Origin of the sequence: Robertmurraya sp., assembly GCF_036676585.1 — a bacterium.
Classification (GTDB): domain Bacteria; phylum Bacillota; class Bacilli; order Bacillales; family Cytobacillaceae; genus Robertmurraya_A.
Window position 1 is genome coordinate 57,572 of sequence record NZ_JAKFCQ010000040.1, and the last position, 13,338, is coordinate 70,909.

The 13,338-nt window shown below is 38.9% G+C and carries 13 protein-coding genes; 3 read left to right on the top strand and 10 right to left on the bottom strand.

Features of this window, described 5'->3' with window-relative positions:
* Positions 1 to 62: 62 nt before the first annotated feature.
* A complete protein-coding gene (locus ACGLXV_RS05035) occupies positions 63 to 2,060 on the bottom strand; it encodes a S9 family peptidase (RefSeq protein WP_391557783.1) in 1,998 nt (665 codons plus the stop codon).
* 205 nt (positions 2,061 to 2,265) lie between these two features.
* Here ACGLXV_RS05035 and ACGLXV_RS05040 point away from each other — a divergent pair, with 205 nt between their 5' ends.
* Positions 2,266 to 2,640 carry a YhjD family protein gene (locus tag ACGLXV_RS05040; protein ID WP_119707167.1) on the top strand — a complete coding sequence of 125 codons (375 nt, stop codon included), beginning with the start codon at positions 2,266 to 2,268 and terminating at the stop codon, positions 2,638 to 2,640.
* Positions 2,641 to 2,662: 22 nt separating this feature from the next.
* Here ACGLXV_RS05040 and ACGLXV_RS05045 read toward each other — a convergent pair whose 3' ends face one another.
* Entirely contained in the window at positions 2,663 to 3,226 is a 564-nt protein-coding gene (locus tag ACGLXV_RS05045) for a competence protein ComK (protein ID WP_240390688.1), read from the bottom strand.
* A 192-nt stretch (positions 3,227 to 3,418) separates the two neighbouring features.
* Between ACGLXV_RS05045 and ACGLXV_RS05050 the strand changes: the two genes are divergently transcribed.
* On the top strand, positions 3,419 to 3,655 hold the full coding sequence (locus ACGLXV_RS05050) for an IDEAL domain-containing protein (protein ID WP_119707166.1): 237 nt from the start codon (positions 3,419 to 3,421) through the stop codon (positions 3,653 to 3,655).
* A gap of 39 nt (positions 3,656 to 3,694) precedes the next feature.
* Here ACGLXV_RS05050 and ACGLXV_RS05055 read toward each other — a convergent pair whose 3' ends face one another.
* From ACGLXV_RS05055 to ACGLXV_RS05090, 8 genes are all read right to left on the bottom strand, one after another.
* Complete coding sequence (locus ACGLXV_RS05055; protein WP_391557772.1) at positions 3,695 to 4,969, bottom strand: M48 family metallopeptidase; 1,275 nt, start codon at positions 4,967 to 4,969, stop codon at positions 3,695 to 3,697.
* A 128-nt stretch (positions 4,970 to 5,097) separates the two neighbouring features.
* Positions 5,098 to 5,403, bottom strand: coding sequence for an AzlD domain-containing protein (locus tag ACGLXV_RS05060; protein WP_391557773.1), 306 nt, complete (start codon positions 5,401 to 5,403; stop codon positions 5,098 to 5,100).
* Positions 5,393 to 6,124 carry an AzlC family ABC transporter permease gene (locus tag ACGLXV_RS05065; RefSeq protein ID WP_391557774.1) on the bottom strand — a complete coding sequence of 244 codons (732 nt, stop codon included), beginning with the start codon at positions 6,122 to 6,124 and terminating at the stop codon, positions 5,393 to 5,395. The genes ACGLXV_RS05060 and ACGLXV_RS05065 overlap by 11 nt, the downstream gene beginning before the upstream one ends.
* 150 nt (positions 6,125 to 6,274) lie before the next feature.
* Entirely contained in the window at positions 6,275 to 7,069 is a 795-nt protein-coding gene (locus tag ACGLXV_RS05070) for an ABC transporter ATP-binding protein (RefSeq protein WP_391557775.1), read from the bottom strand.
* Positions 7,044 to 8,075 (bottom strand): ABC transporter permease, encoded by a 1,032-nt coding sequence (locus ACGLXV_RS05075; RefSeq protein ID WP_391557776.1) that lies wholly within the window; start codon positions 8,073 to 8,075, stop codon positions 7,044 to 7,046. The genes ACGLXV_RS05070 and ACGLXV_RS05075 overlap by 26 nt, the downstream gene beginning before the upstream one ends.
* A 69-nt stretch (positions 8,076 to 8,144) precedes the next feature.
* Positions 8,145 to 9,137 carry an ABC transporter substrate-binding protein gene (locus ACGLXV_RS05080; RefSeq protein ID WP_119707160.1) on the bottom strand — a complete coding sequence of 331 codons (993 nt, stop codon included), beginning with the start codon at positions 9,135 to 9,137 and terminating at the stop codon, positions 8,145 to 8,147.
* 178 nt (positions 9,138 to 9,315) lie between these two features.
* The gene (locus ACGLXV_RS05085; protein WP_391557777.1) at positions 9,316 to 10,092 is read right to left on the bottom strand and encodes an enoyl-CoA hydratase-related protein; all 777 of its coding nucleotides are present in this window, start codon (positions 10,090 to 10,092) and stop codon (positions 9,316 to 9,318) included.
* Between the two features lie 57 nt (positions 10,093 to 10,149).
* On the bottom strand, positions 10,150 to 11,703 hold the full coding sequence (locus ACGLXV_RS05090) for a fatty acid--CoA ligase family protein (protein ID WP_391557778.1): 1,554 nt from the start codon (positions 11,701 to 11,703) through the stop codon (positions 10,150 to 10,152).
* A 293-nt stretch (positions 11,704 to 11,996) separates the two neighbouring features.
* On the opposite strand from ACGLXV_RS05090, the gene ACGLXV_RS05095 reads away from it, so the two are divergent.
* Entirely contained in the window at positions 11,997 to 12,911 is a 915-nt protein-coding gene (locus tag ACGLXV_RS05095; protein ID WP_391557779.1) for a nuclease-related domain-containing protein, read from the top strand.
* The last annotated feature ends 427 nt before the right edge of the window (positions 12,912 to 13,338 follow it).

Consider the following 13,338-nt stretch of genomic DNA (forward strand, 5'->3'; position numbering starts at 1 on the left):
GGATTCGCCCATTTTATGACAAAAATACCCACAGGACTCATTTCCCATGGGTACTTACTAGATTATTGAATATATTCTTTAAACCATCCAAGAATATGGTTTAGTCTCTCGATTCTTAAATTAGGCTTCCCGCTTCTTGATAACTCATGATTCGATTCAGGGAAACGCACGAATTTCGTTTCTTTTTTACGATGCTTTAACGCAATGTATAACTGCTCAGCCTGCTCGATTGGACAACGATAATCCTTTTCACTATGCAGGATAAGGAGAGGTGTTTCTATCTTTTTTACATAAGCGAGTGGGGAATGCTTCCACAATGTATCTAAGTCCTCAAGCTCCGCTTTTATTTGCCATGCGTTAAAATAATACCCTATATCACTTACTCCGTAAAAGCTAATCCAGTTCGAAATGGAGCGCTGAGTAACTGCCGCCTTAAATCGGTTCGTGTGTCCAACAATCCAGTTTGTCATAAAGCCGCCATAACTTCCGCCAGTAACCCCTAATTTATTTTCATCTATAAAGTCAAACTTTTTCAATGCATAATCGACCGCATCCATTAAATCTGCATAATCTCTTCCACCATAGTCTCCACGTACTGCATCAACAAATGACTGCCCGTATCCGTGACTGCCTCTTGGATTTATAAATAAAACAGCATATCCAGCTGCAGCTAACATTTGAAATTCATGAAAATACGTATTGGCATACATTGCGTGAGGTCCACCGTGAATTTCTAAAATACACGGATACTTTTCACCTTTATTGAATGTAGCCGGCTTCATGATCCAACCATGTAACTGCCAGTTATCGGTGGATGTACATTCAATTTCTTCCACTTCTGCGAGGACGACCTCCTCAAGAAATTCTTTATTTACATTTGTCAGTTGCTTAAGCTCTCCCGTTGGTACATCCAATAGGTAAAGATCTCCTGGCTCCGTTGGTTTACTGATTGCAACGACTGCTCGATTCACTTGTCCACCCGTAGTTGCACCGTATACATGCTGCTTATCAAGCAATGCTGGATACAGCTCGCCTTCTACCGAACCGTAGTATAGAACTGTATTTCCATGATCGGATGCCAAGAAATAAAAACTCGTACTGTTTTCTCCCCAAAGCAAACCTGGAGTGACTACCCCTTGATGAAAATCTCCGATTGCGAAGTCTCCGACAAGCAAGTCAGTACCTTCCGTTAAGCAAGATAATGTTTCTCCCTCAACATCATAAATCCAAAGCTTGGTCAAAGTCGCATTCTCAAACTCTCTTTCGTGACCAAACAATCCGATATATTTTCCATCCGGAGAAAAGCTAGCACTGCCAAAATAACCTGTACCTTCTGTCACTTTTCTTAGCTCTTTTGTCTTTATATCTAATAAAAAGAAATCATTTATGAACGAAAAATCTGTATCTTCGCTTAGATCAGCTGATACTGCAAGTGTATTCCCATCTGGGGACCAGCTTTGTAAATGGATATCCGTATTGCCCGAAGTAATCAGCTGTACCTCTCCACTTTCAACGTTCACGATAGCAACCTGTTTTACTTTTTCATCTAGGAATCCGACTGCATCCGATTTATACTTCATCTTCTCTACTACTAATGGCTTGAGAAGCTTTGGATTTTCCTCACTTTTCTCTTCTTTCTCACTAAGTTCTTCCCCTGATTTTAACCCGGTAGTAAAAGCGATTTGTTTTCCATCAGGTGACCAAACCGGATTGCTAACCCCATGAGCTATGTTTGTAAGCTGTCTCGCTTCCCCACCCTTTTTATGCAGTATGTATATCTGTCCCTTACCGCTTCTCGTTGAAACAAACGCTACCTTCTCACCACATGGTGACCATCTTGGAGAAAAATTTCGCTCCGTACCAAAAGTCCATTGAACAGGATCCGATTTCTCCTCTACATTCATGTAAAAAATATTGGAGACATAATCATTTTTCTTTTCATCGATTGACGTTTGAATATACACAAGGTCTTGTCCATTGCTAGCTAGCTGGGGGTCTGCTACTGATTTTAGTAGATATAAATCTTCTGCCACTAACGTTCTTTTATTCACCCATATCATCTCCTTCATATTTACTTATTTACTTCGATAACAGAAATATTATTCCTTCTAAAAAACTTATTTTTTCTTTTTTCTTTTCGCAAACTAACGCACAACTACTACATTCCAATAAATAGGTAAAGTTAGCATCTTGCCTTTCCCTCTTGAATCGTATAAAATAAAAGAGAACAAATGTTCTTATTTTAGTCTGAAAGGTTCGATAAATATGACTAGAATTCCACCGGAAGAAAGAAATATGATTGAGCAGGCCATTTACTTACCAATGGTACTTACCGTTCTAAATCGTGACATTCAAAGTGTTAATACAAGTACCATTAAGTTAAAGGAACCATATCTTCATTTAATTGAAGAAACCATGAAGGTCGTCCAAAAGGAACTTAGTGAGATTAAGCGCTATATGAGTAAAAATAAAATGAAAGTATACCAGTCTAATCACGACGAAGCATTTACGATGTTCACCTTTCTTTATAAAGGATACGAAGAGCATCATAATTATTTTAATCCAAGAATTCGAAACAAAGTCCAAGAACTGCTTGAGTATTATTTATATAAGCGACAAAATAACAAAACAGAAGCATAGAGCTGCTCCTGTTTATGTTGACTTAATGCCCGTAATTTCCGTAATCCAGTTGGTTTTCTGACGCCCTCATCTTTTTCCCAAAATTCACATACATGGTTCTTGTATCCTCTAGACGCTTTCCTAACTTGGATCGTACTAGCAAGGTTCTTGAGATTTGGTTGTGAAAAGAGTTGTAGGAAATTGGAATATCCATGACTTCCTTGTTCGTGAACATGACCGTCGTCTCACTCTTATCACCCTTTTTATAATCGACGATATGCTCATGAGCAAGCCAAATACATTCCGAATTATCGGGGGAAGTGGTTGGAAAAAAATAGATGAAATTTGTAGGGGAAACAGGAATGGGGACCTTATGTGTGATTCCAGTTAGCTGTCTAACTCCGTCCTTTCTACCTTCATAACTTGATCCAAAAAACTGACAGCTCTTTTTTATTATTTCAATGGGCTTAAAAGGGGAAAGGCAAGTATCTTCTGTTTCATATACCTTTGAATATGTTTTGCACCCATACGTAGTAGGCATAATCACCATCGTAAATGGGTTAATTTCGTACTCCTCTACCAAATTTCTTTGATGCTGCATTCTCATTCTTTCATCTCCTTATCACAATTTTGATTCACCTCCTATCATATCAGCTTGAATAAAAACAATATTAGATTTTGTAAAAAATTCGGAATTAGTTCACAATTGAAACTTAAACTTTCTAAATTTTTTAAAAATTCTGTTGATATTTTCTATATTGTTAAATATAATATGAAAAAGACATCAGAGGTGATTTCAATGAAAGAAAAATCTTATACAGAGCTAATGAAATCCAGTGCCATGAATCGTAAAAAAGCGAAGGAATCATTTGTGTTAGATTTGTACGTTGAGATGCTGCTGTCAGAATCATTGTTAAAAGCGGAAAAAGAAAAACTAACAAAACGAATTGATCAAGCCATTGACGAAAGAAACAGACAAGAGTTTTTTAAGCTATCAAATGAATACAAGCTGTTGACGAAGAGATTTGGGACTTAAGAAGAAAATGGGGCTCCTTTAAAGGGCCCCATTTTCTTCTTATTGCTGATTTCTTTGCTCAAGTTCATATTCTTCAATTCTTGTAATACGCTCAAGCATGGTTGGATGACCATAACGGAATATTTTTACAAGTAGAGGTGGATTTACCTGACTAAGCCCCGCTTTTGTTAGCTCTTGGAATGTTCCAATCGCTGCCTCTGAATTCTGCGTCATTTCAATTGCATATTGATCTGCACGCATCTCTTGGTATCGTGACACCGTATTTGAAAATGGACTTGATACATACATTAGCATCGATAACAGCAAAAGAAACAGTGGGAGTGATCCAATATCGTTAACCGCAGAAATTTTTAATGCCTCTCCCCATCTGCTCACAATCACTCTCATTAACCTCGAGATGATATAAAGTCCTAGCAAGGAGAACACCAAATACCCAGCAATTCCAATATACAAATGCTTTTCCACATAATGTGCCATTTCATGAGCCATGATAAATAGAATTTGGTCTTCTGTTAATCGATTAAGAGTCGTATCCCATAAAACAATTCTAGAATTGGATCCAATTCCTGTTACATACGCATTGAGGGCATTCGTCTTTTCTGCCATATTCACTTCAAATACATGCTCTGCAGGAATTCCAGCCGAGTCGGCTATATCAAGGATTTTAGCCTCAAGCTCCTTATTTTTAAGAGGGTAAAAATCATTGTACAATGGATCAATCACTACTGGCTGTAAAAACATCATAAATAAAGTGAACGGTATGGAAATTAACCACGCATAAAACCACCACTTCTTACCGCTCTTTCTCATCAGCCAATACATAACGGTCACAATGAGAAACAAAGTACCGTAATTAATCCAAAAATCGATCAACTCGTCCTTCATCCAAGACGAAAAGGATTGTGTTGAAATATTGTATTTCTTTGAGAGTGAATAGCTAACATAGCTTAATGGAGTCGTAGCTATGAAGGCAGCTACTGACAACCAAATTAAATAAATTGCCTGCTGGAGAATCCGATATTTGGCCGATTGTTCCGACCAGCGCTTAAACGCCTTAGATAGACCAAACAATAGAATAAGCAAATAAAATAACCATTCAATTGGGGTCGAGATAAAAAACAAGAAGTTACGAATTTTTGAGTATTCTTCTGTTAACATTAACTCTCTTTCATTAAAAAAAGTAGCAGGATCTGCCTTCGTACCCTGGTATTCAAACGGCAAGCTTGATTGTGAAAAATAAAATAAATACCAGTAAAAAAAGAGTACATATAAACAAAAGGCAAGCACACCGTACAAGCCAATTTTCTTAGCCAAAAAATATCTCCCCTTTCCACCTTGTCCAATCCTTTTGTACTTATTTTAGTAATAAAAATAGGATTTAGAACCAGTAATTACTATATCCCAAAAGATATTAAAAAAACTGTTCCTCCGGGAGAAACAGCTTAGAAAAAATAGGAATACACCGTAAGTACCGTGATTGAACCAATAACGACTATTATTACATTTGCACCAAGAAAAGCAGCGATAAACGCGGCTGCAGCCCCAAGGATACCATACCAAAGGTCATCTTGAATAAATAATATGCCAGGGAATATTAGTGCCCCAAGCGTTGCATATGGTACGTTTTTCAGAATTCCTTGCAAAAATGTGGGTAATTCTTTTCCTTTAAAAAGGACGAACGGAAGCATTCTTGGAATATAAGTGACAAATCCCATTCCGACAATCATCCATAGAATCTCACTTTTCATGTTCCTGCTCTCCCTCCCGTCCCCTTAGTGTTTGAACAACTTCCACTATAATAGCTGAAAGCAAAGTGGAAGCGACAATGGACCAGCCAGTAGAAAGGACTTCTGTCATGGTAAATATCGTATTAAAACTCGCGGCTATTACCGCTAAAAAGACCACCTTCACGCTCTTTTTCATCGAAGGAACCAAAAGTCCGATAAACATCGCATAAAGAGCAACAGACATACTTTCTTGAAGAGTCTGTGGTAGAGAAGCACCAATAATATGGCCTAAACCAGAATTAATGACCCAGCTCGAATATGAAACGGTAATGACTCCAAACAGAAAACCAGTCGAAACCTTGCCATCTTTTAATGCGGCAACAGAAAACGTCTCATCTGTTATTCCAAATGAATAGAGCATTTTAAGTGAAGTCCCTTCCTTTTCAACTTTTTCATTCAAGGAAGCTGACATGAGAAAATGTCTGATGTTTACAATAAATGTTGTTAATACAATCTCAAATACTCCTGTACCAAGCGTGAGCAAGCTAAGTGAAATATATTGAGAAGCACCAGCGAATACAATCATACTCATTAGTACGGTTTCAGTAACAGTAAGTCCTGTTGTTTTTGCGAGCAAACCAAATGTTAACGCAATTGGAAAATAGCCAATGCCAATCGACAATCCTGCTTGTATTCCCTTTCGAAACTCACTGTTACTTCTAACAGAAACTACTTCTTCCAAAAAAATTCACCACCATGTTGTCTATCCTCTACGAATCTAACAAAATACATAAAACTGGAAACTCAATATCGAATATTATACCTGTACAGATAATATCCATCAAGAGACACAAAAAAAGAAAACACACAGAGAGTCTCTCTGATGTGTTCTCTATACAAGCACCGAACGGTCACTACTCATTTTAGAACCACGAATACGCTGGAATTCCTCTAGAAGCTTTTCGACAGTTAGCTTTGATTTTTCCTCTTCATTTGCTTCAAAAATGATTTGCCCACTATCCATCATGATCAGTCGGTTACCAAGATCAAGTGCCTGTTGCATATTATGGGTGACCATCAACGTCGTTAAATTCGTTTCATTCACGATATCTCTAGTTAGGTTTGTAATAAGCTCCGCTCGTGATGGATCAAGAGCAGCTGTATGCTCATCTAAAAGAAGGATTTTTGGATCCGTAAAGGTTGCCATCAATAAGGATAATGCTTGGCGCTCCCCTCCTGATAAAAGTCCAACCTTCGCCTGAAGTCGATTTTCAAGTCCTAGATGAAGTGACTCTAATTTTTCGATAAAAAATTCACGGCGTTTTTTGGTTACTCCTCTGCTCAACCCTCGTGAGGATGCTCTTGAATAGGCGATTGCTAAATTTTCTTCTATCGTCATAGAAGGAGCTGTTCCTGCCATTGGATCCTGAAACACCCGACCAATGAGACGGGAACGTTTATGCTCTTTCATTGTAGTAACATCCTGGCCATCTACCTTCACCTGACCAATATCAGGAAACATTTTCCCAGAGATAAGGTTCATAAGAGTGGATTTCCCAGCTCCGTTACTTCCAATCACAGTGACAAAGTCTCCCTTATTCAAAGACAAATTAACATGATTAATGGCAATTTTTTCATCCGGTGTTCCTTCATTAAACACTTTATAAATCTGATTTAGCTGCAGCAAGCTGTTCACCACTCTTCTCTAAGGAGTTATTTTGTCTTAATGCGGATTCAAGCAGGCGTTTTTTCTTACGTTGTCTTTCTTTTTGCTGATTAACCAACTTAGGAACAACAAGGGCAGAAACAACAATAATCGCAGTAATTAACTTCATATCTCCCGTTTCTAAAAACTCTACTCGTAACGCCAACGTAACAATAATTCGATACACGATCGCACCACCGATGACAGCGAAGGTCGCACGAACAATCTTTTTCGCCCCAAAGATTGCTTCCCCGATAATTACCGATGCCAAACCAATGATAATCATACCAATACCCATTCCAACATCACTAAATCCATTGTACTGAGCAATCAGTGCCCCAGCGAAGGCAACGAGGGCATTGGATAGACCTAAACCAATTACTTTTAACGTATCCGTGTTAGCAGAAAAGCTTCGAATCATCGTTTCATTGTCACCTGTCGCGCGCAACGCCAGGCCGATATCTGTCTTTAAGAATGCATCGATCAATCCTTTAATAATAAATGCAAGGATGATCATAAAAAGCAAAATCCCCCATGTTTTTGGAGTATAGTCGGCTAACCCTATGGAAGCCAACAACGAGCCGATTGTCTGATCAATATTTAAATTCGTCCAAAAATCCGAAATCTTTGTAATGACTGTTTCCTCTGATAAAAGTGGAACGTTCGATTTCCCCATAATTCGTAGGTTGATCGAATAAAGAGCAATCATCATTAATATCCCAGACAATAAGGGATTGATTCCTCCTTTGGTGTGAAGAAGCCCCGTCATGCAACCGGCAATAAATCCTGCGACAAGTGCCGCCATGGTTGCGATAAAAGGATTGGTACCTGACACAATTAATATAGCAGCAACTGATGCTCCGGTTACAAAGCTTCCATCCACCGTTAAATCGGGGAAGTCTAGTATTCTAAAAGACAAGTACACGCCAAGCGCCATAAGGGCATAAATGGCACCTGCCTCCACTGATGAAAAAATCGCTGTAAACATAGATGCTTCTCCTTTCTTAAATACGGAAGGGCTTCAAGGAATAAATCCAGAAGCCCAAACCAATATTCATTAGTCTACAAGTTCCGCAAGTTCTTTCCATTCATCCTTTATTTCAATACCCATTTCCTTTGCAGCTGTTTGGTTGATTAATAGCTTTAGGTTTTGTGGATATTGAACAGGTAATTCTGATGCCTTCTTTTCACCTTTTAGGATTTGTGCAGCCATAACTCCTGCTTCATAGCCAATATCACCGTAGTCAAAGCCGAATCCTGCAAAACCACCGCGTTTTACCGAATCTAGCTCGCCTACAAACAATGGTAAATCTTCATCATTAGCTACTTGAATAACAGACTCTAAAGCTGAAACAACTGTGTTATCAGTAATGATATAGAACATATCCGCCTTACCGATTAATGATTCAGCTGCTTGCTTTACTTCAGAAGAAGTAGAAACTGTAGCTTCAGCAAGCTTCAAGTCTGTCCCTTTTAGCGCTTCCTTCACAAGATCAATTTGGGCAACTGAATTTTGTTCACCTGAATTGTAAATAACTCCAACCGTACCACCACTAAAGTTCTCGTTCATAAAATTAACCATATTCGGAATCGCGTCTGGATGTGTATCTGTTGTACCAGTAATATTATCTCCTGGCTGATCCATAGCCGTTACAAGACCCGCACCTACTGGATCAGTAACAGACGTAAACACAATTGGAATTTCCTTCGTTGCGTTTAACGCGCTCAATGCACTTGGTGTTGAGTTAGCAAAAATTAAGTCCACTTTATCACCAACAAAGTTGTTAGCAATCGATTGGTTATTATTTTGGTCTCCTTGTGCAATTTGCACATCATATTCCACTTCAAGCCCTTCCTCTTTTAGCGCTTTTTGGAAGCCTTCAAGAGCCGCATCTAACGATGGATGCTCCACAATCTGAGTTACACCGACTTTAAGTGTCTTTACTTCTGAATCTCCATTTGCATTATCTGTTTCTGAGCTGCCACAGCCACTTAAGAATAATGCTCCTGCAACCGAAATGGCAGCGAGTGATTTCATTTTTCTTAGCATAATATTTCCCCCTCTTACTCTCTCTCTATCACTTTTTTACTTTTATGCTTTTATGCACTAAAATATCTACCTATTATTATATAAGGAGCCGTTATTTTCTACAAGTCTTTTTTATAAATTTTCTAAATATTTATTATACTACAAAAAAGAACCAATCGTTTCCGACTGGCCCTTTTATCTACTTTCCTTGAAAATTTGGTTTTCTCTTTTCACTAAAGGCTTGTAACGCTTCCTTCCGATCCTCGGTTGGTATCGTTACCTCATAAGCTTTCCTTTCAATCTTTAATGCCGTATTCAAATCTACACTCATCCCTTGACGAACAGCAAATTTCGCTTGCTGAAGGGCAATAGGTGCATTAGCCAGCATCTCCTTAGCCAGCTCTAAGGATTCATTCATAAGGGCATCCGATTCAGTCACTTTGTTCACGATCCCTAATTGTTCTGCTTGTTCAGCTGTTATTTTTCTAGCAGTTAAAATAAGCTCTAATGCTTTTGTTTCACCAATTAAACGTGGTAAACGCTGTGTACCACCTGCACCTGGTATGATTCCAAGGCTCGTTTCGGTCAACCCCATTTTAGTGCCTTTTACCGCAAGACGGAAATCACAAGCTAGAGCCAGCTCCATTCCACCACCAAAGGCATATCCATTAATAGCCGCGATGGTTGGTTGAGGAAGCTCGCTTATTTCTGAAAATACTTCTCCGATTTTGTGCACATTTCTCATCACATCATCTGGTGAGAGGTGTTTCCGTTCCTTTAAATCAGCACCCACACTAAAGGCTTTATTACCTGAACCGGTGATTAGAACAGCACGCACTTCACGGTCATGACGAACTTTTCGCACAATTTCCTGAAGTTGCAGCAAGGAGTCATAATTGAAAGCATTCATGGCATCCGGACGATGCAAAGTAACAAAACCAATGAAGTCCTTTTTTTCAAAAAGTATAAGGCTCACAGATCATTCCTCCTTCAATCAAAAAGCAGACATATTTCAGCCTGCTTTTTTCTAATCCTATGCTTGAATGATTTGTTGTTTTAACGCTCTTCGTAAAATTTTCCCGGTTGTATTCTTTGGAAGCTCTTCAAGAAAATCTACAGAACTAGGAATCTTGTATTTTGCTAACCTCTCACGGCAATAAGCAAGCACGTCCTCTTCTGTTAGCTCTGCATTCTTTGTTACCACATAACTTTTGACCGCTTCCCCTTGTTCCGGATCAGGAACGCCAAGCACAGCCACCTCGATAATATCTGGATGACTATAAAGCACTTCCTCTACTTCTCTCGGATACACATTGTAGCCACCGACAAGAATAAGGTCCTTTTTCCGGTCAACGATATAAAAATAACCTTCCTCATCCTTTCGAGCTAAATCACCGGTGTATAACCAACCATTACGAATGGCCGCCTGTGTTTCCTCTGGCATTTTATAATATCCCTTCATTACATTGGGACCGGAAACGATAAGCTCACCAACTTGACCAACAGGAACCTCTTCTCCTAATTCATTTACAATCTTGTTTTCCACATGAAGAATGGACTGACCAATAGAACCTGCTTTCCGCGGACGATCAAGCGGATTAAAGCAAGTAACCGGTGAAGCTTCTGAAAGTCCGTATCCTTCAGAAATAAGCACGTTGAACTTCCTTTCAAAGTTTTCCAGTAAGGAAACCGGCATCGAGGCACCACCAGAAATACATAATCGTAATGATTGTAAGTCCTTTGGATCACCTGCTTCGTATTGATAAAGGAAGTTATACATAGTAGGTACACCAGCAAAAACAGTCGGTTGATATTTTTTTGATAAGCGGAAAATTTCAGCCGGACTAAATTTTGGATCAATTAAAATGGTTGCCCCACTTAATAAAGGTGCATTAAGTGCGACCGTTAAACAAAACACATGAAACATTGGAAGAGTGGTAATGACACGGTCATCATCGTTCATTTTCAAATAATCGCCTGTATCTTTTGCATTGCTGTATAAATTTTTGTGAGTGAGCATGGCACCCTTTGGCTTTCCAGTTGTACCTGATGTGTACAAAATCACTGCCACATCATCTTCATTAAGCTCTGGTCCCTGATAGCTTAAGTCACCGGATGCGAGTATGCTTGTAAATGTATGTAGCTTATCTCCAACCGTTAAGTTGCTATTATTAAGTCCCCGTTCCTTACCTTGAGGTGTTTCACAAATGATATAATTTTCAACCTCAGGCAGTAAATGATGCATTTTTTCTGCAAGTGGAAGTAAAAGGTCCAGTGCAACTACTGTTTTTACATCCCCGTTTTTAATAATATAGCCAATTTCATCCGGAGTATAAATCGGATTGACCGGAATCACTGTTGCCCCTAATCGCAGTGCTCCGTACAAACTAACAACAAAATATGGTGAATTCCCCAAAAGTAAAGCAATATGATCCCCTTTTTTGACCCCAAGTGATTCTAGCCCTGACGCAAACTTCGTAATTGCCCCATCCAATTCAGCATACGTGCTAGCCTCATCATTAAAATAATACGCTGTTTTTTGAGGCAATGCTTTTGCCGTCTCGTGTAACTGAGCAGATAAATTCATCGCTCCATCCCCTTTATTGGTTGTTTTGGTTTGTTCGTATGGTGGTCTGAGGTGTGTGTTTGTTGTTGTGTTGTTGTGTTGTTGTGTTGTTGTGTTGTTGTGTTGTTGTGTGATTTGTTCGTATATTTGTTCAAGCACTTGTTATGAATGAGTATTCATTCATAAATGAAAATAAACCTCTACTTCCATTATATTGGTTGGCAATTAGGCTTACAAGTGTAAACGCATACATTTATGAATTTTTAGACAAATCATTTGAGAAGATATACACTGAAAAGAAAAGGATGTGGAAGATGTTACTTAAATCGAGAAAAGAGTCAGAAACCCTATTGTTATATCGCAGTTTATTTTTACGAATGAGCCTATGTGAAAAAGATGTAAGCCATTATCAACATCTTGAAAAGGGCTACGCTGGCGAATTGTTGTTTGACGAATATGTCAGTACATTGACAAATGAGTTTCTGCTGTTAAATGACGTTCTGCTTGAGTTCGGAAATAATCTTTTTCAAATGGATTCCCTAGCAATTTTTCAAGAATCCGTTTTGTTGTTTGAAGTGAAAAACTTTGAAGGGGATTTTTTTGTTAGTGGAGACCGTTGGTATGCTTCATCAGATAAGGAAATTAAAAATCCCCTAGAACAGTTGCAGAGAAGCGAAGCATTGCTGCGCCGCTTTTTGCAGGAACACGGTTGTACGCTTCCTATCGAACCGCTTTTAGTGTTTGTTAATCCTGAGTTCACCCTCTATCAAGCCCCAATAAAAACACCCATTATCCACCCTACTCAAATCCAGCGTTTACTAAGAACACTTGCCAACAAACCCACCAAAACCACTCATCTTCATGAGAAAATAGCAAATAAACTTCTCTCTCATCATTTGACGACATCTCCTATAAAAAGGAAACCTGATTATTCTTATGAGATGCTGCAGAAGGGAATTTATTGTTCCCATTGCTATACATTTTTCAAAGAAGCTACAGAAACGAGATTGGTCTGTACATGCGGCACAATTGAAAGTATTGACGATGCAATCGTAAGAAGCGTCCGTGAGTTTGTGCTGCTGTTTCCGGATCGGATAGTAACAACGAATGTGATTTATGAGTGGTGCGGGGGTGTGGTGAAGTCGAGGAAGACTGTGAGGCGGGTGTTGTCATCACACTTTGTATTAAGGGGCCATAGTAGGAAAGCACATTTTGTTCTGAAAAGTTAAATTGTGAAAAAGATGATGCATATATAGTATTTATTTTGAATTTGAAAACTGTACTTAAACTTTGATTATCGCTCAGATCTTTTTACTGTATTCAAGGGAACCTAACCCACACTTTGGTTACCGCTAACCTCATTTCTCTCTGCTCAAAGGAACCTAACTCCTACTTTGATGACCACCTATGCTCCTTTTTCTTTACTCCGGAACCTAACCCACACTTTGGTTACCGCTACGCTCTTTTTTCTTTGCTCATGGGAACCTAACCCACACTTTGATTACCGCTACGCTCTTTTTTCCGTACTCACGGGAACCTAACTCACACTTTGGTTACCGCTACGCTCTTTTTTCTTTGCTCACGGGTACCTAACTCACACTTTGGTTACCGCAAAGTTCTTTTTTCCGTACTCACGGGTACCTAACTCACACTTTG

Bases quoted from the DNA above. Each gene is read 5' to 3' on its own strand.
- ACGLXV_RS05035 (WP_391557783.1), bottom strand. From the start codon at position 2,060: ATGATATGGGTGAATAAAAGAACGTTAGTGGCAGAAGATTTATATCTA.
- ACGLXV_RS05040 (WP_119707167.1), top strand. From the start codon at position 2,266: ATGACTAGAATTCCACCGGAAGAAAGAAATATGATTGAGCAGGCCATT.
- ACGLXV_RS05090 (WP_391557778.1), bottom strand. From the start codon at position 11,703: ATGAATTTATCTGCTCAGTTACACGAGACGGCAAAAGCATTGCCTCAA.
- ACGLXV_RS05050 (WP_119707166.1), top strand. From the start codon at position 3,419: ATGAAAGAAAAATCTTATACAGAGCTAATGAAATCCAGTGCCATGAAT.
- ACGLXV_RS05080 (WP_119707160.1), bottom strand. From the start codon at position 9,137: ATGCTAAGAAAAATGAAATCACTCGCTGCCATTTCGGTTGCAGGAGCA.
- ACGLXV_RS05045 (WP_240390688.1), bottom strand. From the start codon at position 3,226: ATGAGAATGCAGCATCAAAGAAATTTGGTAGAGGAGTACGAAATTAAC.
- ACGLXV_RS05060 (WP_391557773.1), bottom strand. From the start codon at position 5,403: ATGAAAAGTGAGATTCTATGGATGATTGTCGGAATGGGATTTGTCACT.
- ACGLXV_RS05075 (WP_391557776.1), bottom strand. From the start codon at position 8,075: ATGTTTACAGCGATTTTTTCATCAGTGGAGGCAGGTGCCATTTATGCC.
- ACGLXV_RS05095 (WP_391557779.1), top strand. From the start codon at position 11,997: ATGTTACTTAAATCGAGAAAAGAGTCAGAAACCCTATTGTTATATCGC.